Annotated in this window: 22 protein-coding genes; 1 reads left to right on the top strand and 21 read right to left on the bottom strand. The window is 44.5% G+C overall.

Annotated elements, in window-relative coordinates:
* Positions 1–96 precede the first annotated feature (96 nt).
* From OQJ75_RS12520 to OQJ75_RS12560, 9 genes are all read right to left on the bottom strand, one after another.
* On the bottom strand, positions 97–1,980 hold the full coding sequence (locus tag OQJ75_RS12520) for a methyl-accepting chemotaxis protein (protein WP_260809366.1): 1,884 nt from the start codon (positions 1,978–1,980) through the stop codon (positions 97–99).
* Positions 1,981–2,302: 322 nt separating this feature from the next.
* Positions 2,303–3,874, bottom strand: a complete 1,572-nt coding sequence (locus tag OQJ75_RS12525; RefSeq protein ID WP_048607163.1) for a BCCT family transporter — start codon at positions 3,872–3,874, stop codon at positions 2,303–2,305.
* A gap of 272 nt (positions 3,875–4,146) precedes the next feature.
* On the bottom strand, positions 4,147–5,745 hold the full coding sequence (locus OQJ75_RS12530; protein ID WP_265973721.1) for a BCCT family transporter: 1,599 nt from the start codon (positions 5,743–5,745) through the stop codon (positions 4,147–4,149).
* A 169-nt stretch (positions 5,746–5,914) separates the two neighbouring features.
* Positions 5,915–6,553, bottom strand: a complete 639-nt coding sequence (locus OQJ75_RS12535; RefSeq protein ID WP_260809362.1) for a response regulator transcription factor — start codon at positions 6,551–6,553, stop codon at positions 5,915–5,917.
* Positions 6,546–7,901 (bottom strand): cache domain-containing protein, encoded by a 1,356-nt coding sequence (locus tag OQJ75_RS12540; protein ID WP_265973722.1) that lies wholly within the window; start codon positions 7,899–7,901, stop codon positions 6,546–6,548. The genes OQJ75_RS12535 and OQJ75_RS12540 overlap by 8 nt, the downstream gene beginning before the upstream one ends.
* Before the next feature lie 104 nt (positions 7,902–8,005).
* Entirely contained in the window at positions 8,006–9,289 is a 1,284-nt protein-coding gene (locus OQJ75_RS12545; protein WP_017078694.1) for a TRAP transporter large permease, read from the bottom strand.
* Positions 9,290–9,298: 9 nt separating this feature from the next.
* On the bottom strand, positions 9,299–9,844 hold the full coding sequence (locus tag OQJ75_RS12550; protein WP_248390091.1) for a TRAP transporter small permease subunit: 546 nt from the start codon (positions 9,842–9,844) through the stop codon (positions 9,299–9,301).
* A gap of 245 nt (positions 9,845–10,089) precedes the next feature.
* On the bottom strand, positions 10,090–11,184 hold the full coding sequence (locus OQJ75_RS12555) for a TRAP transporter substrate-binding protein (protein WP_017060957.1): 1,095 nt from the start codon (positions 11,182–11,184) through the stop codon (positions 10,090–10,092).
* Positions 11,185–11,735: 551 nt separating this feature from the next.
* A complete protein-coding gene (locus OQJ75_RS12560) occupies positions 11,736–12,128 on the bottom strand; it encodes a hypothetical protein (RefSeq protein ID WP_048664741.1) in 393 nt (130 codons plus the stop codon).
* A gap of 220 nt (positions 12,129–12,348) precedes the next feature.
* Between OQJ75_RS12560 and OQJ75_RS12565 the strand changes: the two genes are divergently transcribed.
* Positions 12,349–13,149, top strand: a complete 801-nt coding sequence (locus tag OQJ75_RS12565; protein WP_248371883.1) for a DUF2982 domain-containing protein — start codon at positions 12,349–12,351, stop codon at positions 13,147–13,149.
* A 111-nt stretch (positions 13,150–13,260) separates the two neighbouring features.
* Here OQJ75_RS12565 and OQJ75_RS12570 read toward each other — a convergent pair whose 3' ends face one another.
* From OQJ75_RS12570 to OQJ75_RS12625, 12 genes are all read right to left on the bottom strand, one after another.
* Complete coding sequence (locus OQJ75_RS12570; RefSeq protein ID WP_248371885.1) at positions 13,261–13,914, bottom strand: MBL fold metallo-hydrolase; 654 nt, start codon at positions 13,912–13,914, stop codon at positions 13,261–13,263.
* 99 nt (positions 13,915–14,013) lie between these two features.
* Positions 14,014–14,562: a YcbK family protein gene (locus tag OQJ75_RS12575; protein ID WP_248390085.1), complete on the bottom strand. Its 549-nt coding sequence runs from the start codon at positions 14,560–14,562 to the stop codon at positions 14,014–14,016.
* 198 nt (positions 14,563–14,760) lie between these two features.
* Positions 14,761–16,299 (bottom strand): L,D-transpeptidase family protein, encoded by a 1,539-nt coding sequence (locus OQJ75_RS12580; RefSeq protein ID WP_265973723.1) that lies wholly within the window; start codon positions 16,297–16,299, stop codon positions 14,761–14,763.
* An 80-nt stretch (positions 16,300–16,379) separates the two neighbouring features.
* A complete protein-coding gene (locus OQJ75_RS12585; RefSeq protein WP_265973724.1) occupies positions 16,380–17,486 on the bottom strand; it encodes a DUF1513 domain-containing protein in 1,107 nt (368 codons plus the stop codon).
* Positions 17,476–18,537: an imelysin family protein gene (locus tag OQJ75_RS12590; RefSeq protein ID WP_265973725.1), complete on the bottom strand. Its 1,062-nt coding sequence runs from the start codon at positions 18,535–18,537 to the stop codon at positions 17,476–17,478. The genes OQJ75_RS12585 and OQJ75_RS12590 overlap by 11 nt, the downstream gene beginning before the upstream one ends.
* 159 nt (positions 18,538–18,696) lie before the next feature.
* Positions 18,697–20,085: a di-heme oxidoredictase family protein gene (locus OQJ75_RS12595; RefSeq protein ID WP_248390076.1), complete on the bottom strand. Its 1,389-nt coding sequence runs from the start codon at positions 20,083–20,085 to the stop codon at positions 18,697–18,699.
* 112 nt (positions 20,086–20,197) lie between these two features.
* A complete protein-coding gene (locus OQJ75_RS12600) occupies positions 20,198–21,457 on the bottom strand; it encodes an imelysin family protein (RefSeq protein WP_176680959.1) in 1,260 nt (419 codons plus the stop codon).
* Between the two features lie 177 nt (positions 21,458–21,634).
* Complete coding sequence (locus OQJ75_RS12605; RefSeq protein WP_313906069.1) at positions 21,635–22,270, bottom strand: GTP cyclohydrolase II; 636 nt, start codon at positions 22,268–22,270, stop codon at positions 21,635–21,637.
* 210 nt (positions 22,271–22,480) lie between these two features.
* Positions 22,481–22,657 carry a hypothetical protein gene (locus OQJ75_RS12610; RefSeq protein WP_176680958.1) on the bottom strand — a complete coding sequence of 59 codons (177 nt, stop codon included), beginning with the start codon at positions 22,655–22,657 and terminating at the stop codon, positions 22,481–22,483.
* 89 nt (positions 22,658–22,746) lie between these two features.
* Positions 22,747–23,187: a cytochrome c-type biogenesis protein CcmH gene (locus OQJ75_RS12615; protein ID WP_265973726.1), complete on the bottom strand. Its 441-nt coding sequence runs from the start codon at positions 23,185–23,187 to the stop codon at positions 22,747–22,749.
* The gene (locus OQJ75_RS12620; RefSeq protein WP_248390070.1) at positions 23,184–23,738 is read right to left on the bottom strand and encodes a DsbE family thiol:disulfide interchange protein; all 555 of its coding nucleotides are present in this window, start codon (positions 23,736–23,738) and stop codon (positions 23,184–23,186) included. The genes OQJ75_RS12615 and OQJ75_RS12620 overlap by 4 nt, the downstream gene beginning before the upstream one ends.
* Complete coding sequence (locus tag OQJ75_RS12625; protein ID WP_265973727.1) at positions 23,719–25,635, bottom strand: heme lyase CcmF/NrfE family subunit; 1,917 nt, start codon at positions 25,633–25,635, stop codon at positions 23,719–23,721. The genes OQJ75_RS12620 and OQJ75_RS12625 overlap by 20 nt, the downstream gene beginning before the upstream one ends.
* Positions 25,636–25,719: the final 84 nt, after the last annotated feature.

Here is a 25,719-nt window from a genome sequence, read left to right on the forward strand (position 1 = left end):
AGCCTACTCTAAGCTTAATGGCTTGAGAGTGAGGCGGACCATATAATTAAGCCGAATGTGATAATCACATTCGGCTTTTAAATGACGAGTTAGCGCTTACAGCTTGAAGCGGCTGATTTCACTCTCTAGCTCGTGAGACAGTTCAGACAGCTGCGCAGCTTGCTCTGCTGCTTGGTGTGCTTCGTCTGCTAGCTCGTTAGACACGTCACGGATTCCTTCAGTGTTACGAGTAATCTCAGACGTTACAGACGCTTGCTCTTCTGCAGCAGAAGCGATCTGTGTTGCCATGTCGCTGATGCGTTCAACAGCTGCATGAATTTGCGTTAGGCTTGCAGCCGCTGAGTTAGCGTCATCAACACTGGTTTCAGCAAGTGTACGGCTATCGTTCATGATGTTAACCGCTTTGCCTGTTGTACCTTGCAGCAATTCGATCGTTTGTTGAATTTCTTGCGTTGAACCGTGTGTACGTTGGCTCAGAACTCGAACTTCATCCGCTACTACTGCGAAACCACGACCTTGCTCACCGGCACGTGCTGCTTCAATAGCGGCATTAAGTGCAAGTAGGTTCGTTTGTTCTGCAATACCTTGAATGTTAGACAAGATAGCGTTGATGCTGTTGCCGTGCTCTTCAAGTTCTAGAATCACGTTGGTTGCGATTTGAACTTCTTGAGCAAGATTTTGGATAGAGCTTTGAGTCTGCGTTACTTGACCAGTACCGTGCTCACACGCGCCAACCGCTTCAGATGAGTTCTGTGCAGTGTGGTCTGCGTTACCTGCGATCTCTTGTGTTGCTGCAGCCATTTCGTTAACGGCTGTTGCGACCATGTTGATCTCGTCTTGTTGCATCTGGATGCGAGCACTACGTTCTTCCGCTTGAGAAGCCGTTTGACGTGCTTGGTTGCCTAGCGCAGCAGACACTTCGCTCAGCTTGATAACCATAGTGTGCATGTTGCCCACGAAACGGTTGAAGTTTGTAGCAAGCTGACCAATCTCGTCGTCGCTCTTAGGCTCAAGACGTTGAGTAAGGTCGCCCTCGCCTGAAGCAATTTCTTCAAGTGCAGCTGAAACGCGGTTTAGGTCGCGGAATAGGAAGCTTACTAACCAAGACACGAGTACGATTACTATTAGAGTAATAACGATAGCAGTGATGATCAGCTGAGTAAGTAGCGTTGAGTGGTTCGCTTCTTCTGTTGCTTTGTCCATCTGAACCGCGAAGATCCAGTTAGTGTTAGGAACCTTCGTGAAGTAGAGCAACTTCTCAGCGCCACGCTCTTTAATGATCTCGATGCTACCAGTACGCACTGCGTTCTCGATGATAGGCATAGAAATGTCGTTTGAAAGCTGGCTTACCGGCTTCAGGCTCAATGCTGAATCTGGGTGTGCTAGGAATGTGCCGTCAGAGGCATCAATTAGCATTGCGTTGGCATTGTCACCAACATCAAGGCTGATTACATCGTTAACCAATTGGTCGATAAGTACGTCTGCACCCACTACACCAACAAGTTGGCCGTTGTGGCGAACAGGTTCTGCGATCGTTACTAGAAGTGCTTTGGTGATTGCATCTTGATAAGCAGTAGTAATGATTTGCTTACCTGCAGCGTTTGCTTCTTGGTACCAAGGACGTTGACGAGGGTCGTAATCTGCACGATTACGTTCAGGATGTGAACGGTACATTCCGCCTTCTGGAGTACCTAAAAAGATATCGTCAAAGCCACCCGCTACACGAGCTTGCTTAAGGAAAGGAACAACATCATCCTCTCGTGAAAAGTCATTAAATGCTGATGCGATATCCGTACGAATACCAATCCAGTTCTTAATACCTTCAGATGCTGCTTCAGATACGCTTTCAGCTCGCAGGTATACGCCATTACGAGTCTGTTCAAATAATTGGTTTGCTGATAACCAAGTCAACGCTGTAGCCATAACGACAACAGCAGATAGGCTAGCACCTATCAACTTCTGCTTAAGTGTTAGTTTCATGTCAAAGTTTCACGAGTGGTGGGAAATCTCGCGCATACTACCCAATATCAGTATTAAATTCGAGCGATTTCACGATTTAATAATGGAATATAATTTTAAGTAAACCATAAGCTTACCTAATGTCAATTCCTTGGCTTGTCGCCAAATTTAAGACGGTATTATCTTTGCGGTTATTAGAATTTTTATCGCACTTTACATGATAAAAAGAGACAAAAAACACGGTAGAGAAGAAACAAAAAAGGCAGAAGAGTTTCCTCTTCTGCCTTCATATTATTTACTGTTCTACTGCGTATAAATTGCTGTAGATTTCAGCTTAAAAAGCCTAGCGTTTTTCTGTACGCATACCCATTAGCAAACTCACACACATCAGTAATAGAATGATGGTGAATGGCAATGCCGTTGAGATTGCACCCGCTTGTAGAGCTTGTACTGCTTCAGTACCGCCAACCCACAATAGAGCGACAGCAATCGCACCTTCTAGGAACGCCCAGAACACACGTTGAGGCACAGGTGTATCAACTTTACCACCTGCGGTGATGCTATCGATAACTAGAGAGCCTGAGTCAGACGATGTAATGAAGAATACTAGAACCAATACAACCGCAATGATTGAAAGCAGAGTACCGAACGGCAGAGCATCAAACATTTGGAACATCGCTAGTGATACGTCCGTTAGGCCGTCTTGGCCAAGAATACCAACGTTATTCACAATTTGGTCAATCGCCATACCACCAAATACTGACATCCAGATGATAGTCACTGTCGTCGGTACAATCAGTACTGCTGTGATGAACTCACGAACCGTACGACCTTTAGAAACACGTGCGATAAACATACCTACGAATGGTGACCATGAGATCCACCAAGCCCAGTAGAATACTGTCCAACCGTGCATCCACGTTTCATCTTCACGACCATGAGGGTTACTCAATGGAATGATGTTTTCGATGTACGCCATCAATGTTGTTGGGATAGAACCTAAAGTCACCGCGTAGCCGATTAGAGCCACTAATATAAGCAGTAGGAAAGCAACCAACATGTTGATGTTACTGATAACTTTAACGCCGCCATCAATACCACGAAGTACTGATACTACCGCTAATAAAGTCACCGCTGTAATCACAATAACTTGCAGCCCTAAGCCTGCTTCAATGCCGAATACATGTTGAATACCACTTGCCGCTTGTTGCGCACCAAGACCTAACGATGTGGCCAGACCAAATAGCGTTGCAAGTACAGCAAGAATATCAACAATGTGACCTGCCCAGCCCCAAGCTCTATCACCTAAAATTGGGTAAAATATAGAACGGATAGAAAGAGGCAATCCCTTGTTGTAAGAGAAAAACGCAAGTGACAATGCTACTACGCCATAAATCGCCCAAGGGTGTAGACCCCAGTGATACATGGTTGCACCCAATGCCAATTTTGCAGCTTCTGGTGTGTTTGGCTCTACGCCAAGTGGCGTTTCAAACCAACCCGTGAAGTAAGCAGCTGGTTCAGCCACACTCCAGAACATTAAGCCGATACCCATACCTGCGGCAAACAACATTGATAGCCAAGAGATGAATGAGTAATCTGCCGTCGCATCAACACCACCAAGACGGATTTTGCCGTATGGAGAAACAATCAAGCCCAAGCAGAAAATTACGAAAATATTACCCGACCAGATGAAAAGCCAATCAAACGAATTGATAATCTGGCCTTTAACGCCATCTAGTGCAGCCTTTGCTGAAGCGGTATCTGTAATAAGAACACCTATCAGGAACAAAGCGATAAGTCCCGCACTGATACCAAATACTGGGTTATGAACATCAAAACCCCATTTTTGGACGTTATCTTGACCGACAGTGTAATCCGTACTGTCGATACTGTATTTATCTATACCTTTAGTCATTATCCCTCTCTACGGAATACTAATAGGGTCTGATGACCGAGTATCCCTTACTTACCTGTGACCTAATCACAAACTTGAACCTACGATCCAAGCAGAACAAGCGTGCTGTCACAATAATTCAAATACTTGGATGTCTGAAGTTTAGCAGGTTAACTTGTTGTTTTCAGTAAAGCAGAATCGGTTCGGTGGAATTTCAAACAAAATTCACGTAATTACCCAAGCTTATGACGAAAAAAAGGTCGACCCTGTCGACCTTTTTATCAAAGATACTTTTAACTCAAAGTATTTTGATGCTTAACCAATTGATTTTCTGTTCGTAAACCTAGCAATAAGCTTAGGCACATAAGCAATAATATGAAGGCAAATGGTAGCGCCATTGATACCGTTCCGGCTTGCAGTGCTTGGATAGATTCCGTACCACCAACCCACAATAGAACCGCGGCAATCGCACCGCCCATCAACGCCCAAAATACGCGTTGTGGAACAGGTGCATCGACTTTACCACCAGAGGTAATGCTATCGATAACCAGTGAACCAGAATCAGACGAGGTGATAAAGAACACCATAATCAAACCAATCGATACCACTGAAAGCACAGAGCTCATTGGCAGTGCATCGTAAGTATGGAAAAGAGAAAGTGTAATATCTTGCAAACCATTCACACCAATCTCACCGACCTTGTTCGCCACCTGATCAATCGCGATGCCACCGAAAATAGCCATCCAGATAATGATCACTGTCGTCGGGATGAACAGTACAGCCACGATGAATTCACGAATTGTACGACCTTTAGAGATACGAGCGATGAACATGCCCACGAACGGAGACCAAGACATCCACCATGCCCAGTAGAATACCGTCCAGCCTTGCATCCAAGTTTCATCATCACGACCATGTGGATTACTTAGAGGAATAAAGTTTTCGATGTAGCCCATCAGTGCTGTTGGGATGGCTTTAATGCCCGCTATGCCACCCGCGATCGTTACGAAGATCAGCAACCCTAACGCAACCACCATATTGATGTTACTTAGAACCTTAACACCACCGTTAATACCACGAATAACCGACATTGTTGCCAATAGCGTTACTACTGCGATAACGATAAGCTGCATGCCAATACCACCATCGGTACCAAACACATGATTAATACCACTTGCTGCTTGCTGAGCACCTAAGCCAAGTGACGTTGCAAGGCCAAACAGTGTTGCAAGTACCGCGACGATGTCGACAATGTGGCCAAACCAACCCCAAGTTCTGTCACCCAAGATAGGATAGAAAATCGAGCGAATTGAAAGAGGCAGACCTTTGTTGAAAGTGAAAAAGGCAAGTGCTAGAGCAACAACGGCGTAAATAGACCAACCGTGTAAACCCCAGTTATAGATAGTCGCGCCAAGCGCCAACTTAGCCGCTTCAGGAGAGTAAGCTTCAACACCAAGTGGCGTTTCATACCAACCCGTGAAGTAAGCTACTGGCTCAGCAACACCCCAGAACATCAAACCAATACCCATTCCCGCGGCAAATAACATCGACATCCAAGATAGGTTGGAGTGCTCTGCTTTGGCATCATTGCCACCAATACGTATCTTGCCATACGGGGAGACAATGAGGGCAAAACAGAAAATAACAAAGATGTTGGCTGCCCACATGAAGAAACCATCGAAGTTACCGATGACTTTCCATTTAATTCCATCAAGAGCCGCTTTTGCGGTTTCCGGATCTGCGACTAGAAGTGCAACCAGGAAGATAATGATCGCCCCTGCACTGATTCCAAATACTGGGTTATGAACATCAAAACCCCATTTCTGAACGTTATCTTGTCCTACTGTATAATCGGTATTTTCAATACTATACCTATCTTTTACAGGCTCCATGCTTCCTCTCTAATTTGCAGCGCACAGTTTGCAACATTGCATTCGGCGCTTAAATTTCGAAAAAAAGAATACCAACCTGTCGCAAAAATACTAAAAAAACCTCCATAAAGGAGGCCTAAATTACACATTTAGTAATTAAATTACACATTTAATGTAATTTAGCGTAAGATCAGTCCACAAGCCCGGAGCTGACCGCGTACTTAGCAAGCTCAGCTGTAGAGTGAATGTCGAGCTTATGCTTTATATTTTGTCGATGGGTTTCTACCGTTCGATAGCTGATATTCAGTGCCTTCGCGACCTCTTTGCTACTCTCCCCTTTCGCGACTAATTTCAATACCGCTTCTTCACGTCGGCTCAATGGATTCTTCACAGATTGCGTCGGAGTAATTGGCTGAGTAAACAAATTCTGCGTCACTTTTTCACAGAAATAGGTCGAGCCTTGATTGACCGTTTTGATTGCCTGCACCATTTTTTCAGCCGAAATCTCTTTCAACATATAGCCTACCGCACCCGACTGCATTACCTTCATAATGTATTCACGGTTGTTATGCATGGTCAGCATCAGCACCTTGGCTTCGGGGTCTTCTTCTTTAATCAGATGGGTGGCATCAATGCCGTTCATGATAGGCATACTGATATCCATCAACACCACATCAGGGCGCAGAGACTTAACGACCTCTACCGCTTCTAGCCCATTGCTAGCCGTACCTATCACGCTAATATCTGGCTCGAGTTCCAATCTCGCCATAAAGCCATCCAGTACCACTTGGTGATCATCAGCAATCACAACTCGAATAACTTCACTCATTCATTAATCCCTCTAGTGTCAGTAACACTGTAATTTCCGTTCCGAGGCCAATCTCACTCATCAATTCAAAGTCACCACCGATGAACTCCACTCGCTCTCTCATGTTACGCAGCCCGATCCCTCGTTTTTCCATCGCTTTATAGGTGTTGAAACCGACACCGTTATCTTGAATCAGTAACTGCAACACATTACCAATTTGCTGCGCGATAACCGTCACTTTGGTCGCTTGTGCGTGCTTCTCTATGTTGTTCAATGACTCTTGCACCACTCGATACAAGGTCGTCGCCGCTTCTGATTTCAACTTCCCGGGTTGAGTGGTAAACAAAGTCTCCACTTCAATACCCGAGTGCGCCTGAAAATCTAATAGCAATGAAGACAACGCCGCTTCTAAGCCAATATCATCCAATGAACTTGGACGAAGTTGATGCGAGATGTGCCTCACCTCTTCTATCGCTCGCATCAGTGAATGCTGCGACTTATTCAAATGGGCTTTAAGATCTTCATTTTTTAGTTTATTACCGAGCAATTCTAAGTGGCAACGACTCGACACTAATAATTGGTTAATACCATCATGTAGCTCACGCGCTAAATGCTTCTTCTCGTCTTCTTGGAACATCACCGTTTTATGGGCGAGCTCTTTTAAGTTGTTATCCGCGATACGGTGTTCATGCATGTTAATGGCTAAGGTCAGCACGATAATAACTGCCACGGTCACACTCAAAATAACCACAATGGAGAAGAAAGTGGTTTCAATATTCTTGTTGATCGCAGCCTGCATCGAAGCCACTTCTTGGTGTACGTCTTCAATATACAAACCGGTGCCAATCATCCAATCCCAACGTTCTAACCAAGCGGCGTAGCTCAACTTAGATACCACCTCTCCCGTCGAAGGCTTTTGCCACAAATATTGGTGAAACCCACCTCCGGTTTGCGCCTCTCTTAATAGCGCTTCTATCAAAAAGTCGCCATCTTCATCTTGCAGTTGAAGTAGGTTTTTGCCTATCAATTCTGGCTGGATGGGATGAACCAAGTTAGTCCCATGGCGATCGTAGGCAAAAAAATACCCATCGGAGCCATATCTAAGTTTAGACAATATGGTTCGAACTTCTTTTTTGGCTTGGGATTCTTGGATATTTGGATCGTTGTAGATGTGCTCTATGGCGTCGAACGCGAGGTCAACCGTATCTTTGAGGGCGTTTTCACGCGACTTAATTAAGCTATCTCTAAAGATCTCGACTTCTTTAGCGCCTAACGTCTTAGTCTGGTAAAGCGAGATCCAGCTAATACTCGCCGTTACAAGCAACAACGGGAGTAGCGTCAGCAAAATCAGCTTGGCTTTTAGAGGCATTCCTTTCCCTCACAAAAAACGGCTTACTGAACATCAATAAGCCGTTTTACTTTATCAATTTATAGATAGCCGTTGAAACATATCATTCACATTCTAGGCTTCACTCACATTCCATAGAAGGATGGGAAAGCGAGAAGTGATCCAAGTACGAGGATTTGAATCAGAATGAACGGCATCACGCCTCGGTAGATGTCCTTAGTTGTCACACCTTTAGGTGCTACGCCTTTTAGATAGAACAGACTAAAACCAAATGGTGGCGTTAAGAATGAGGTTTGTAGGTTCATCGCGATAAGGATAGCGAACCATGTCATGTTGATACCCATCAGCTCGGCTACTGGCGCAATGATTGGGACGATGATGAAACAGATCTCTACGAAATCGATGAAGAAACCCAGAATCAAAATAACCAACATGGTAATGATCAGGAAGCCCCACTTCTCACCTGGCAGTTGCAACATCCATTCTTCAACCAGATAGTCACCACCGGTATAAGTAAACGCCATCGAGAATGCCGTCGCACCAAGCAAGATAGCAAAGACCATCGCGGTCACTTTAACTGTCTCTTTCGACGCAGCAAACACCATCGACCAACTAAATTGACCGTATAGAAGTGCCAGAACCAATGCACCTGCACCACCTAGCGCTGCCGATTCTGTTGGCGTTGCCACACCCGCAAAGATAGAGCCCAGTACAACAATGATCAGTGCTAATGGGGGAAGAATCGCTTTAAGCGCATTAAACACTTCTTGCTTACGGCTAATGGAGTCATCGCGTTCAATAGGTTGAGCCGATTCAGGGTTAAGCTTTGCGTATATCAAGATATAAACAATGTAAGCACCCACTAGCATCACACCCGGCCAAATTGCCGCTTGGAACAAGTCGCCGACTGGCACACCCAATACATCACCCAATAAAATCAAGACGATGGATGGCGGAATGATTTGCCCTAACGTGCCAGACGCACAAATAGTGCCGCAGGCTAAGCCTTTGTCGTAGTTGTACTTAAGCATTACTGGCAACGAGATAAGTCCCATCGCAACAACAGAAGCACCAACTACACCTGTTGAAGCAGCAAGCAGTGAACCTACGAGTACTGTCGAGATTGCGATACCACCACGCACACCACCAAACAGTCTTCCCATAGACTCAAGTAACTGCTCAGCAAGCTTGGTCTTTTGCAGAACAAGCCCCATGAAAACAAACAATGGAACGGCCATCAGCACCGTGTTTTCCATAATTGATTGAATTCGATATGGCATGAAGGCAAACATTTCAATGCCCTCAGCCCAAACACCAAAGATTAACGCGATACCACCAAAGGTGAACGCTACTGGGAAGCCAAGTAAAAGCGCAAACAAGGCTACGAAAAACATTACTATTCCAATCATGTTCAGCCTCTACTTGTTGTTTGTATGAATATTGTTTGCATGGATAAGATGCGGGTTAAAAATCTTGTTCAGTGAATGCAGGATCAAACCTACGCCACTGAGTGCCATTAAGAAAAATGACAGTGGGATCATGGCTTTGATGATCCAGCGATACGGCAGGCCACCGGGATCGCCTGAGGTTTCACCCAGTTCATAGCTCTCTTTGGCAACATCGATACCAAACCAAGCTACCAGCAAACAAAACGGCAGTAGAAAGATAAGCGTGCCAAGCAGATCAATAATCGCTTGTGCCTTAAAGCTCAGTTGCTCGTAGAACACATCCACTCGCACATGACCACCAGCCTTGATGGCATAAGGAACACCGAGTAGGAAAACGGCTGAGAAAAGGTGCCATTCCATCTCTTGGAAGGCGATAGACACGTCGTTAAAGGCGTATCGCATCACAACGTCATACACTACGTTAGCAACAAGAAGGATAAACAACATACTGGAAAGCCATCCCAGTGCATCACCGATACGATTAAATAGGCGTTCAATATAAATTAGACTTCGCATTCCCGACTCCATGGAATTTGAAAAGACATCGCGTATTAGAGTTAGCGCAGCTACAACGAGTAGCGCTAACAAGATGCACGACGTAGAAAGGGTTCTTGAGCGTATTACAGGATTTATCCTGCTTAATTATTATGGTTAAAATGAACCCGCCGCTTATCTGCTTAGATACTTAAGCCCTTAGGCACAAGTGATATAACAGTGCATCTGCTTTGGGTTCATTTAACTTTTAAGTCAATCGCTGTCGATTATTTCGCTTGGCTATTTAGATAAGCTCTGTGTGAAATATCCGTCCATGAGCGCACTTGCTCTAGGTAGCTTGCTTGTGAAGCTTGGATCTCTTTTGCTAACTCATCTTTCTCAGCATGTGCAGCAAGTAGGCGATCGTTCGCTTCCTTCAGTGCCGACATTACTTCAGGCGGGAAATCTTTAACTTGTACATCTGGGTATTCTGTTTTCATTGAAACCCAGTTCTTGCCACTTTCGTGCGTTGCTTGTGTGTACATGTCGTAAGCCGCAGTACGCATTGCAACACGCAAGATCTCTTGTAGGTCTTCAGGAAGCTTGTTCCATGTGCGTTTGTTTACTAGGAATTGAAGCTCCGAACCCGGCTCATGCCAACCTGTGTAGTAATAAGGCGCAATTTTGTGGAAACCCATTCGTAAATCAAGTGATGGACCCACCCACTCTAGTGCATCAATTGTGCGTCGCTCTAGAGACGTGTAAAGCTCACCCGGTGCAATGTTTGTTGGTTTTGCGCCTAGCTCAGCAAGAATTTCACCAGCGAAGCCTGGGATTCTCATTTTCAGGCCTTGTAGGTCTTCAACACTATTGATTTCTTTTTGAAACCAACCGCCCATCTGAATATCCGTGTTACCACCTGGGAACGACATCAAGTTGTGTGGAGAGTAAACCTGCTCCATCAACTCCATACCACCACCGTGATAGAACCATGCGTACTGTTCTGCTGGCGTCATACCGAAAGGCATAGAAGTGAAGTAAAGTGTGTTTGGAACTTTACCTTTCCAGTAATAAGAGCCTGAGTGACCCATGTCGTATTGACCAGACTTAACCATGTCAAATACGCCAAGCGGAGCTTTATGTTTATTGGCTGAATCGATGCGGATTTGCAGTCGACCATTCGACATTTTCTCAGCCATCGCAGCCATGTTCTTAGTAGCATCACCAAAAACAGGGAAGTTTGGTCCCCACGTTTCGGCAAGCTTTAAACGGTAAACCTTATCAGCAGCTGTTGCACCAGTAGCGACCAAAGCTAAACAAGCCGCTGCAGTTACCGCAACGTTTTTAAAAACTCGTGTGAGGGAGTTAGAGATGAGACTCATGTTCACGTCCTTTGTTAGGTTAACACTCTTTCTATGAGCATTTTTTATGATTCAACATAAGAGTGCACCGTGATAAGGCAACAAGATATCAGGGAGAGCACGCACGACGGACCCAAACAAACTGCGTATTAGACCAAAGGATTACGTAGAACTACGTAGGAGATAATAGAGCGGTGTCGATTTAAAAGGACTCATCTCATTCATTGAGGGAATGCTTATTGATAAATACCTAAGTATTAATAATTAAATACTATTAACAATTGATTGCCATTTCGTGATGGGGCTCTATTCATTACTGCATTTTGAGGAAACCAATCAATACTTTGCTCTCTTATTCTACCTAGCTAACGCCCTACTTTAGTGCTTACTAATTCGAAGCTCTGACACAAACAACACTAGTCAGTTAAGACGTATAACGGATCGGAAATGAGATGATAGAACCGAGGTTTAGACTTGGGTTTGGGTTTGGGTTTGGCACAATGTGCCAGATACAAAAAAGCCTCGAAAATCGAGGCTTAAAAACTTAACGAAGCGAATGTAATCCCCCAGGATTAGATAGCTTTGTAGATAACCTTGTTACCTGCTAGCTGCTCTTTCGCTACTAGGTTTTCTTCAAGAAGTTTTTTCAATGCGCCTGTTGCCCATGAAGCTGCTTTCGCGTCTTCTTGACCAGCTTCTAGGCCGATACCTTTAGGGTTAATGCCTTCAGCATTGCTAACAACGATGTCTAGAACTTGTTGTTGCTTAGGAGTCAGTGCTACGGCAACTTCTTTAGTTGCTGCTACTGTTTTCTCTACCGCTGGTTTTGCTGCTACAGTTTTTTCTGCTACAACTTTCTCTGCGACAGGCTTCGCTTTTTTCGGCGTTGCCACTGCTTTAACTACAGCCGCTTTAGTGCGTTTCTGCAGTTTAGCCTGCACCTTACGCTTATGAGCAAGTCTCATTGAATATTTCTCCAGTTCACTGCTCTTTTCGCAGTGGTGAAAATTTGAAGCGCGATTTATACCAAAAAACAGGAGCTATTTGTAGAGTGAAGCGTCGAAAGTCGACGAAAAATACCGATATTGTCCACTAGCGTCTATTATTTAAACATCGACTTATCAATTCAGGGTCATATACACTGGTTATCCATCCAGACAAAAATATGAAAACTTGGTGTTGCCTATGGACACTCGTCACCTTACTAATTTCTCTTTGCCTTCATTCACTCGCTCGTACCGTATCCTCGCCGTTGTTTTAGGCTTCATTTGCTTGATTGTTGCGCTTTACAGTGACAATCCAAAGTTACTGATCGTGGGTGCATTTTGCAGTATTACCCTTCTAGGAACCGGTTACTATTTGATGCTGCGCAGTCGAGTGATGTTCACATTCACCCCAACTCATTTTCAGCAGCATTTTTATAAAGGTGGGTGGGTTTTAAAATGGAACAATATTGAAAAGATTGGTCTTTGCACTTATGAACAAGATGGTTGGCATCAGCCCCTGCCTTGGGTTGGAATTAAGGTAAAAGACTACTCGCCCTACCTCGATTCGATTTGCCCTAAAATCACTTGTGAATTATTGCTCAGCCAACGAGCACTTTTGTACTTGGGAGCCAAGCAAGCAGGCAAAGAGTCGAACTTTGAAGACATGGTTCTCGACTCATCGCATTACCACGCTCGCTGTACTGAAAGTGGCTGCGTGGAACTGAGCCAATACAAAGAGTCGCAGAATACCGACAACGTTAATTTCAACGATAACCAATCGCAGGACAACCTTAATTCACCAAATGAAACAAACAGTCAAAAGGCGGTGATTAAAGACTATTCTGGATTACAGGCGATGCTTGCTAACAGAATGAAGTATCAAAGGGGTTTCCATGGTTATGACATTTTCATATCAACCCATGATTTGAATATTAGTGGAGAAGAGTTTGTGGGGTTGGCTCGACGCTACTTGGCTGCCGCTGAACGACTTTCTGATTAAGATTTACCAGTAAGTTCACACGCAATAAAAAAGCTTAGCTTTCAGAATAAAAGCTAAGCTTCATTTTCAATCAATCGACACGAATAATCCGTCGTTTAATCAAAGCTTTAATTAGTACAGAGGCATTTCATCTGCTACAAACGGGTTTGATGCGCGCTCGCGACCAAATGTCGATTCAGGGCCATGGCCGGGAACGAATGTCACATCACTGCCCAGCGGCCAAAGCTTAGTCTTGATTGAAGAGATAAGCGTATTGAAGTCACCTTGTGGGAAGTCAGTACGGCCAATTGCGCCATTGAACAACACATCACCCACAAACGCTAAACGAGCTTGCTCACTGAACAGTACAACGTGACCTGGTGTATGGCCCGGCGTATGAATCACATCGATCACTTGGTTACCAAAAGTGACTTTGTCGCCCTCTTCTAACCAAGTGTTTGGTTCAAAAGCTTTACACAGTGGGAAACCAAACATCTGGCTTTGATTCTCTAAACCTTGAAGCCAAAAGTTGTCTGCCTTGTGTGGGCCAACAACATTCACCTTCAAGATTTCAGCAAGGGGTACTGTTCCGCCCACATGATCTAGATGACCGTGCGTCAGTACCAAGTTCACCACTTTAACACCTAACTCTTCGATGATCGCAGCCAGTTGCTGAACATCACCGCCCGGATCGACAACGATGCCTTCCATTGTCTCATCACACCACACAATTGAGCAGTTTTGAGAGAAAGAGGTAACAGGGACAACTTGATACTTAAGAGACATATACAAACCTTAGAGGGCAAACTGAAATTTGGGCAAACTATGACATTGGATGTCTACTTTGACAAGTACCTAGCATTCGCTCGCAAATTCAGGTCAACGTTACCAACTGCGGACTGGACCAGTATCAATATGGATAAAATTGCTACGTGCATAATAACCGACACCACCCGCGTTCAAGCTTTTAGCTACGTCTCTCAACTCTTTAAGGTCAACACCATCGATACGGAAATCGATCGCTTTACCGAGCATGTGGTAACTCTTCTTAGCCACACCACTCGACTGAGAACGAAGGGCTTCATTGGTCGCCGGAGAACGATAACCAGAGATCACCTGAACTTCTTTTTGAATACCCAACACGTTTTGAATCTGAGTGATCTGATCAAACAAGTTCTTATCCATTGGGTGGATTTCATTGCGACGGAAATCGCGACATAGTTTGCTAAGGCGTGCCATCTCGTCACCAACATAGTTAGTGCCATCGAAATAACAAGTCTCTAATCGTTCACCAGTGTGAAGATTATTCATGCTAATCGTTCTTGGTTGATCCGGGTATGAAGCAAAAGCAATAGAAGGAGTAATAGAGGCGACAACAGCAGTACCACCAGCGTAAGTCAGAAACTGACGGCGAGAAAATAAACTTTGAGACATACAGCAAACAAACCAATTGTATCGAACGAAAAATGCACGATACATAATGGAGTTTGCTGCGTCAACGTACAAAAACCGCTCAAAACGTTAGTATTTGTAACCTTTGCAGGGTTAGTTGTTGATACTCATTATAATTTTATCAATAGAAGCTTGGTCGTTATTTTCCGGTCAAGATCACCTTTCTTGGTCATATTTCAATCAACCGCCCTCTTTGTCATATTGATAGATGTCGCCACGGTACTGTATGCCTCCTTCTTCAAACAACACGGTTTGATAAATGATATGCACTGGAATTCTCTTCTTGAGACGAACCTTTGTGTTCGGGGCAAGGGCGCTATTTTGGTTCGGTACTTTCCTGACCTTGGTGGCAAACAACAACTCAGCCAATTCTTCTGCATGCTCAACACGTATGCAACCTGAGCTATAAGCTCGGAAGTCGTTATTAAACAGGCCTTTACTTGGTGTATCGTGCAGATAGATCGCGCGCTTATTCGGGGTGTTGAACTTGTACAAGCCTAATGCGTTGCGTGAACCTGCTTGCTGACGCATTCGATATGGAAAAGAATTAAAGTTGATGGTCTGCCAATCGATCTCGGTGGTGTCGACGGTTTCCATTGAACGCCAACCGTCAATCACTTGGAAATTGTTTGTTTCAAGGTAGCTTTCGTCGGCTTTTACCTTTGGCAAGATGTCTTTGACCATGATTTTCCATGGTACGTTCCAAGTCGGATTTAGAATGACCGAATCTAGGTTTATCTCTAAAAGCGGCGTTTTTCGCGATTTTCTGCCTACCACGACTTTCGACTCAAACACCTCTTCGCCACCTTCCCAATACTTCATGTCAAAGCTGGGTACATTGACCACGATGAGAGAGTCTCGGTCTCTTGGCCACATACGAACGCGTTCCGCATTCAGAGCCAAGGAGTTCAACCGATCGTCAAAACCCATATTGATCCATTTGATCGTGTCTGGCCCAATGATCCCATCATCCGTAAGACCATGCATGCGTTGGAAAGATTTAATCGCCGTTTTCAGATCTCGATCAAACTCAGGGAAATCAACCGCGATCATCGAGGTATCAACGCCGACCAATGCAATACGCTCAACCAAAGTGGCTTTGTCTGAGAGCGAGTCTCCCAAGCGTTTTAATCCTTTCTGTCTGTATCGTTCGATATTGAGTTCAGACGCGGTTTCCAACACGGAATAGGTCGCTTTAAATTGGTCAAAGTCCCCGACAGGGGGTGCGTAAGACAACACCATCTCTAATAAGTAGTCATTAGCCACACTGCTTTTCAGTCTCATCAGAATATGCGGCGAAGGTGCAGGTAATTTGGAATGCAGCTTACCCGAGAAGTACCACTCTTTACCGGCAAGTGGCGCGTTTTCAACGTAGCTTAGGTAATAAATAAAAGTATCAGTGAGTAAGATGTCTAGCTCTTGCCATTGACGACGAGATTGATACTGTCGGATTTGCTTGAGTTGTCGCTCAAAAAGCGGTGCCATTTGCGCTTGTTCTAGCAGCGACAATTGGAACTCAAACGCTTTAACCAGCTCCGGAGAATCCCAAAGGGTAGGAAGAGAAGTCTCTTGATAGATACTCTGGGTAAGCTCTGGATATATAAGCATGAAAGAGAGTTCTGAATCAGCAGGAATGAAACGGCTCTCGTCAGAACTCTCAAAGCTCCATGCATGCACGGAAACTAACACCAATAATCCACAGAAGTATTTTGCTAACATGCTTAACTCCGTCACCAGTAATTCCATAAGTATGGCAAAGAAACAGGATAAGCATGTTATTTTTTAAGGGGCTCTATGAATCAGATTGCACTCCAGTGATTGTCCCACTGGATGGATGATTGCTGACTGGATTTCTCATAAGGCTTGCGTTGGCTCACCACACTACCCGCTCCAGAGCTAAGTCGAAACTCACCATCAAGCAACACAGCACCAGAAGCATCAGATAACGCAGAGAGTTCAACTAACTCTTTGGTCTCTTTAGACCAAATACCGTAGCAGTTGCCTCTTGGCGACGTCGCAATAATCCAATTATCTGATGCTGCGATACTCGCAATATAGTGATTGAACCTTGCCCATTGCTCAGGCTCTGCGTTCAGTGATTCAAACTGTCCGCCTTTAGTATGCATCGCCAATAACGAAGGATACTCGTCTGGCTCACCACGATATTGCTGACCACAAAGTACGGTTTCAGCACCATCATGGGCTAAGTGTCGAATACTCAGCTTCTTGTCTAGCAATTCAACCTGATCAAGCAACACACCTTCAGGAGAAACATAACTCAAACTAGGCTGCATTGAATCGAGGTTTTTCGGTGTTCTGCCATCAGTATGAACGCCACCAACGCCAATAGCGAGATTACCATCAGGCATGATAATCACTTCATGTGGGCCGATACCGAAGCCAGTTAACTCCTCAACCTTACGATAACCTTGCGCGACATCGTAAACGCCAATCACGCCTTGGCTGCTGTCCGTTTTCCCTTCAGTGGCATACAGTAACTTACCATCCATTGAGTAAACGCCATGACCATAGAAGTGGCGGTTGTTACCTTTGACGACCATTTTGATCTGCTGACCACTTTTATAGTCAAACACCATAAAATAGTCACCAGGACGACGAGCAAAAACCACCGCATGCGATGAGGTTGGGCAAATCGCGACGCCATGACCACGATCGGGGATTGGAAGTTGGCTCAATGGCATACCAAATTCGTCAGCCACAACCGCAGAATATTGACCACGACCATTCAGCGCACAACCAATCAGTTGGGGATCATTAGATGTGCTCATGCCATCCTGTCGAGTTGCCCCATCCTTTCGACTCGCACACCCAAATGGAAGTACTGGAACAGCTGCACAACCCAGTGCAGCCTTGAGTAGCGATCTTCGTGTAGTATCAGTCACCATCGGTAGCATTAAATCCTATTACCACGCCAAGCTCTATCGCCACTTCTTCATGAATCAGGTACTTCAAACGTTCTAGTTTGTTGTATTGAGTCAACACATCTCGGTAGCCTTCTTTGCTCTGCAGCAGCGTAAACAAGCTCGAATCCGTCGGCCAAGTATCTAACGTTAGCGTGAACTGGGCTGCAACGCGATCAGCAAGGTCGTTTAAGCCCTTCTCTCTCAATAAGCCATCTAGGCCATTACCATCAGCCAGATAAAGCTTTTGAAGTGCTGCTACATTCGCTTTTAGTTGAGTCATCGAGGTTTGTGCACGCCATGATTCTGAGAAGTAAGGACGCGGATGACCGATTTTCGCCATAGGACGACTCAGCTTTTTCATGCTGTAATCAAGTTGGTTAGTTAGTAAAGCGATGTATTCAGACTCCCAACGAGTCTCGTCTAACGCTAACCAAGGGTTAACCTGCCATGCCTGTGCAATCGAAGATGACTTAATCGCTAAGTTTTCAGTAATCGCTTGTGACGATTGGCAACCTAATGCTTTGTCTTGAAGCAGTGGCGATTGCTCGTCATAAAGCGACCACTCCAACGCACCAAGCCCTTGAACAGTCACACTCTGCTGAGCAATTTCATCTTGAGACCAAACTTTATCTTGCTGAGTTAGCTGGCGCATTTTTAGGCCGGTAGTGTTCTTTTTGTCTGGCCAAAACTGAACATTCCAGCTCTCTTCCAGTGCTGCTGTTGGGCCTCTTTCTTGACCTTGTAGTGCCATCCAACTGTTCATCGTGAACTGCCACTGATTTTTCACAGCATCCAGTTCAACATTGTTGGTTTCACAGTAACCCTGCATCAAGACTTCTAGCTCATTGGCTTGCTTGGCAAATAGGATGGCTGAATCAAACTCTTGTTGATAGACACTACGACTGATGTGATCGGTCGTGTCTGCTTGATAAGAAACACCATTAACCTCAGATGAAGCCGTTTGCTCACCCGATGATTGGCAGCCTGCCATGATTAATACCGACAAAGGCATTAACAAAAATTTATGTGTCATGCTGTTACCTTACTTCCTAGTTTTTCTTTTAATTATATGAGTTCATTAAATATGAAACGACCGCTGAGCTCGTATTGCTACAAGTTCAACGGTTGTGTGCTTTAAGTTAACTTTTTATTGGTGCTAACTCAGCCGTTGAAGCGCTTAGCTTCAGACTGCCTATAACGAGTTCAAAAATGCCAGCAGTGCTTCGCGCTCGGTCGCATTCAAAGACAGAACCTTCTGTTTCGCCATTTCAGCTTCACCACCGTGCCAAAGCACCGCTTCCATAACGTTTCTTGCGCGACCATCATGAAGCAAGAACGTGTGACCATTCACTTCTTTGGTATAGCCTAATCCCCACAATGGCGTGGTGCGCCACTCTTGACCATTGGCAAGATATTCAGGGCGATTGTCCGCTAAGCCTTCACCCATGTCGTGTAGCAACATGTCGGTATATGGGCTAATTAACTGATTAGATAATGCAGGCAGACCTTCTCGCTCTGCCGTGCGGAATTCGGCTTGGTGACAACTTTGACAACCAACGTCTTTGAACAATTTTTTACCTTGTACGACAGCTGGGTTATCTACGTTGCGACGAATTGGAACCGCCAAATGCTGCGAATAGAACTCAACAAAATCTAGGATGTTGTCGCTAACTTCTGGCTTACCACCATTTGGAAAATCATCACAAGTCGATTGTGCAGATGTGCAGTTTTCGTTCGGGAACAAGCTGCTTGTTAGGCCTAAGTCACCGTTAAATGCCGCCGCGTTTTGCTGCATTAGGTTTGGCTGCCCGGCTTTCCAACCGAAACGACCGAGCGCCATTTCATTGGTTTGGACATCAAGAACATAGTTGGCTTTACCCGACACGCCCTGTTTGTCTGCCAATTGTTGCTCGGCAAATCCTAAAATCGTTTCTTTTGGAATGCTCTCAAGCAAGCCAAGGCCGATCATTGGCGGGGCAACACGAGCAGAGAATTCAGTCTTAGGATGCATATCACCGAAGGCAAGTTCAGTAATCTTTAAAGTAGGTTTACGCAGAGTCACGACAGTGCCGTCTTTGAATTCAACAGGAACATCGGTGTAACTAATGTTCACTTTACCCTCTGGTTTAACACCTTGAAGTGCGAAATCTTGTAGCTGACCGCCGTAAGTCGGTTCTGGGATACCACCATCGCGAATAAAGGCTTGTCTTTGCTCTGGCGTTTCAGCCGGAATGCTCAAACGAACCAACATGGATACTGCGTTCTCATCGCCCTTTTCTGGCGCGTGACCACGACCATCTTTGATGTGGCAGTTTTGACAACCGTTAGTATTAAATAGTGGCCCTAACCCATCACGAGCATCAGTTGATGACGGCGCAGGAACCCAAGGGTTTCGAAAGAAGCTGTTACCTACGCTGAAATCCAAGCGTTTACTCATTGGTAGGTTGGCTGCGGGAAGAGAAAAAGCGTTCGCTCCCTCTTTCTTCACGGTCGTTTTGCCACCAGAGTAGGTTTCATGGGCGTGTAATGGAGATACGAAAAACAGTGCGGTTAATAGTGAGGCTGAGAGATACGACTTCATACATTGCCTTGCTGTGTTTTTGATTTTAGTTTTTATTTGGGAGTGACTTTCTTGAGTAGCAAACAATTAAGGGCTCAATGAGAGCCCTTATATTAGATTTGGACTCGGGTTCTTAAAACTCGTGATCAGCCGTGTCTGGGTTTAGGCTATCAATACCAATCACACCAGCAGCACGCTCAATTGCAGCAGTTTGAGACACTAGCGCAACAATTGTTTTGTTTACTAGCGCGTTACCTGCAGCGTTGTCAGCAGCGATTAGCTGATCGAAGTGCTGGTTGTTTTTTTCTGCAGACGTTACTAACTCGCCGACTTGTGCACGTGCTAGGTCAAACTGCTTTTGGATCTCTTTCGCAGCTTGCTCATCTTTTTGCTCTACTAGGTCAAACAGGCTTGGACCTGAAAGTAGAGTACCGTCTTCACGCTTGTACAGACCCGTGTAAACGTTGTAGATGCCTTGCTCGTTGTAGTAGTGAGAGTTGTGCGTGTTATCAGAGAAACAATCGTGCTCGTCTTCCGTTGAGTTAGCTTCTAGTGCCACCTTCATACGCTCGCCCGCTAGCTCACCTAGAGACAGTGAACCCATGCCGAATAGCATTTTACGTAGGCCGTTCTCGCTAGATTCAGAAAGAAGCTCTTGACGGTAGTTGCCTTTCTCGCCTTCAGCCCATTGCTTTTCCATCCACTCTAGATCTTGGATAAGTAGCTCAGCTGATGCTTTTAGGTATGCGCCACGACGGTCACAGTTACCATTAGTACACTCAGCGCCAACAACGAAGTCAGTGTAAGCACGCTCACCTGCACCGCTGTTAGTACCGTTTAAATCTTGGCCCCAAAGTAGGAATTCAATCGCGTGGTAGCCAGATGCTACGTTCGCTTCAGAACCGCCGATCTCGTTAAGGTCTGCGATTAGCTCAGGAGTAATGTTGGTTGCGTCTACTGTAGTTTGACCAATTTGGAAAGTCTTGTTCGCAACGATGTTTGCGCTAGCGCCTTCGTTACCAAGCTCATATTGGTAATCAGAAGAAACGTAGTCGATAAGGCCTTCATCTAGTGGCCATGCGTTTAGTTGGCCTTCCCAATCATCAACAACAACGTTACCAAAACGGAACACTTCAGATTGTTGGTAAGGAACACGAGACTCAAGCCAAGCTTGTTTTACTTGTTCGAAGTTGCCAGCAGAAGGAGAAGCTAAGAAGGTATCAATAGAAGAGTTCAACGCTTTTGCTGTGATTACTGAATCTGCAAACACGGCATGAGCAATATCTGCGTAATGTTCTACAACTTGATCTTGAGTTACGGCTGCGAAAGAAGAAGCAGAGGCAAAAATGAGTGACGAAGTTACGGCTTTGGTCACTAAAGATTTAATGGTCATGAAGCATCCTTGTTGAGCTTTAAATTATTATTCGTAGTAATAGTGCAAACCATTATCATTTACACTATGGATTTGAATAATACAAACTTACAATTTTATTGCAAGATAAATACAAAAAAACCTCACACTTGTGAGGTCTTTAAACATTTTTGTGTTATAAGCAACAAAGGAGGCTAATCAGATATCCAGATTATGCTTACCGTGTGAGACTTTCGCCTTTAAGTAGCTTTCGTTACCCGACTTAATGTGAGCAGATGTATTCACCACTTCTGCGATCTCAATACCAAACTCTTTAAGTTCATTGATTTTCTTAGGGTTATTGGTCACTAAGCGGATTTTTGTGGTACCCAAAGCACGCAGCATTTCTGCCGCTTCAGTAAAATCACGCAAGTCATCGCCAAAACCTAAATGGTTATTCGCTTCATAGGTGTTCATGCCTTCACTTTGCAGTCGGTACGCATCAATCTTGTTATATAGACCAATACCACGACCTTCTTGGCGTAGATAAAGAATCACGCCACCCGTCTCACCCATAATTCTAATGGTTTCGTCTAGCTGCTCGCCACAATCACATCGAGAAGAATGGAAAACATCACCAGTAAGACACTCAGAATGCATACGAACAAGAGGTATGTCTTGTGTTTTATCTGCTGATTTAAATATCACAGCAACATGCTCTTTATCTGTTTTCAATCCATGAAAAGACAGAAGTTCAGCATCAATACTGCTTGTTACCCCTACTTTGAAATCTATTCTGGCACGTACTTCCGCCATAGCTATACTCACTTGAAAATTCGATGTATTTAACAACACTACATGATATGTCTAGGCAATATTTTGTAGTGGACTATCTAATGATAGACACTATGAGGCTGTTAACAATTTTTTTCAAGGTCGACCTAGTACAAATTGTTATAATATAACAATTAATTTTCAAGTAAGAAAAAACCCCACATTAGCATGACCAACATGGGGTTATAAATTAGACAGTTGCGGCTAAAACGACACTTTTTTACAGAACGCTCAACTTACTTGAGTTTGCTTCCATATGACAAGTTGCACCCAAGCATTCTCTAATTCGGTTAACTCTTCTTGAGTTAGTGTAGAAATGCTCGACTTAGCACTGTATTTCTCTGCCCATTTATCTGACTGGACATGAGTATGGAACTCTTTCTTTAAATTTGAGATTACGTTATCCACAGATACATCCTTATATAGCAGTGCTTAGCCTTTATAATCGGTTAATGTTACAAAATACAGCTCAATTGGTAAACACTAATACACAATTTTTATGAGCCCTTCCTAACACTTTTTACTGATAAATATATAAATAAGAGAAATAATACGCTCGGTAGCAGCCAAAGTAATAGATTTGAAACCTTCATCGCCGGTTTATAAAGTACAAACTCACCAAACCTTTCCGTCATATATTGAGTAATTTCACTATTACTCTGCCCTGCTTTCACCATATTGAACACAACAAGGCGTAAGTCTTTTGCTATCGGTGAGTTGGATTCAATCAGATTTTGATTCTGACATTGAGGGCAGCGCAGCGTTTTTGCCAAGCTAATAGCACGCTGCTGTTGATCAGAGCTTTCAAACTCAAACAGTTCAACCTGAATGCTCGTCTCTTTATTACTGGCTGTAAACAACTCTTCTGCCATGCTCGGAAAACTAATAGCAATAACTGCAGACAACATTACGACCATCTGTATTAAAGACTTCATCATCCAATCTCACCTTCAAAATACATGGCAAGTTCGTTTTGCCATACGGAATCATTAATCACACCCAGTAGCTTCTTAATGATTTGGCCGTCAGCATCAACTAAGTATGTCTCCGGCGTTCCGATGACTCCTAACTCCAAGGCTAACTTCCCCTGAGGATCGCTAATGACTTTTAAGTAAGGGTTTCCATCATTCGACAACACATTAATAGCGGCAGCTGTGTTATCTCGGTAATTAAGACCAACAATAGGAATGCCTTTATTGTGGAGTTTGAGCAAAAAGGCATGTTCGGTTTTACATATCCCACACCAAGAAGCCCAAACATTAACCAGTTGATAAGGATGTTGAGTGACATCGGTAAGCGTAATTTCTTGCTGACCACTAGCGCCTTCATTATTCACTAACACGGTCGATGTAAATTCTGGAAATGCCCTTTGTTGTTCAGACACAATGGTCGACTGCTGCTTATTATCAAGCGCAAAGACAAACCCGAGCACCACAATCAATGCTAAGGCAATGAGACTAATTAGCTTGTTACGAACGCTGGTATGCATACTGAGACGCCTTAACAGTTTTCTTTTTACGATGAATCAATGAGAGTAAAGCGCCGATAATGGAGAACAGCCCACCAAACCAGATCCAGCGCGCATACGCCTTATACTGAACACGAAATGCGTAAGCGGTGGAATCGACTTTCTCGCCCATGGTGATATACACGTCGCCATGCCAGAACCACTTCATTGCAGGCTCACTCATGTTCATGACTCGAACTTGGTAATGCCTTCTTTCTGGCGCAATGGAAAAGCTTCGTTCATTAGCCTCTAGGTCAAGCACTGCCCTTTCGGCTGTAAAGTTCGATGCAACATAAAGCTCAGTATCACGATGAGACAGCGTCCAATCCATAAACTCAACCTGTTCACCGGGGCTCAATTTATAGCTGCGCTCAAACGAATGGTAGCTGTTCATCGCCGCACCTACGGCTAATACTGCGAGACCCACGTGTGCGAACGTCATCACCCATACTTTACGTTGGAACTTAGAACTTCGGGTAACCACTAAGCCGTAAATATGCGTCAGTAACACCCAGAATGCGAGGCCCCAAGTCAGCAGTGCCATCATTTGGGTCTGCTCGACTTGCAAAGCGTAACAGGCGAACCCTAGACCAATAGATACTAGAGCGATCAGCGTAATAACACCTTTAGTCGCTTGAGGTTTAATACTCAGCAAAGGGGCTAAGCCGACGACGGCTAACGCAAGCAAAGCCAAAGGAGCAATCAACAGATTAAAGTAAGGCGCACCTACCGATATGTTCCCCAACCCAAGCAGTTCAAAGACCATTGGATAAAACGTACCAAACACCACAACAGCGGTCGCCAGGACAAAAATGAGCACTGCAACTAGGCTTAAAAAGCTCTTACTCGCGAAGCTAGTAATCGGGTTAGATTCAAAAGACTCTCCTCTGATGATAAGCAGAGAAAATGAGCTCACCAGTACCAACACTAATATAAGTAGCAGTGCGATACCTTTGGTTGGGTCAACAGCAAAAGCATGCACCGACGTTAATACGCCAGAACGAACAATAAAGGTGCCTAAGATACTCAAACAAAACGTAATGAAAGCAAGGCTGAGAGACCATTTCAAGAGCTGTTGTTTGCCCTTAGCAACGCCTAGACTGTGCAGTAAAGCTGTTGAAGTAAGCCACGGCAACAAGCTGGCATTTTCAACAGGATCCCAGAACCACCAACCGCCCCAGCCTAATTCGTAATACGCCCACCAAGAACCAAGAATGATCCCTGCAGTTAAAAAGATCCAAGCGACTAGACACCAACTGCGACAATGGGCAACCCAATCAAACTCAATAGGATCAACCAGCAAAGCGGCTACAGCAAATGCCAGCACCACAGAAAAACCGACATAGCCAAGGTAAAGTAATGGAGGATGAAAGATCAGTCCAACATCTTGCAACATTGGGTTAAGGTCACGCCCTTCTAGCGGCAAGATCGAGTTCATTTCAAATGGATTTGATGCGAATAACGTGAACCAAGCAAATATCGCGAGCAGTAGATTCATTACCCACAACACACGGCTTTGGTATTCATTCGAATAGTGTTTTTGTAAGGCAATAACGCCAGACCAGACGCTGATCGTCAGTACCCAAAACAACAAGGAACCTTCATGGCCTGCCCATACGGCTGCGAGCTTAAAAAATGAGGGTAATTGAGTATTTGAATGTTCAGCGACATAGAGAATAGAGAAGTCATCACTGACAAAGGCGTAGCCAAGCAATGCAACAGAAGTGAGAGAAAACAATGCACTTGAAAGAGAGAAACTGCGGACTAAACCTATATTTTGCGTCCGTTTGTTTAGCATTTGATAAAACGAATGCACACCAATAATGCTACTGAGTACAGCAACCAACACTAAACTAAACAGCCCCAAAGAACCGACCATATCACCTCAATAAGGCTCCGCTCAGCAGAGCCGATCTGAACACGCATCTCATGTTTATTTAAAGCATGTTCATTAATAAGCAGA

It is taken from the genome of Vibrio sp. 14G-20 (genome assembly GCF_026241515.1).
GTDB lineage: Bacteria > Pseudomonadota > Gammaproteobacteria > Enterobacterales > Vibrionaceae > Vibrio.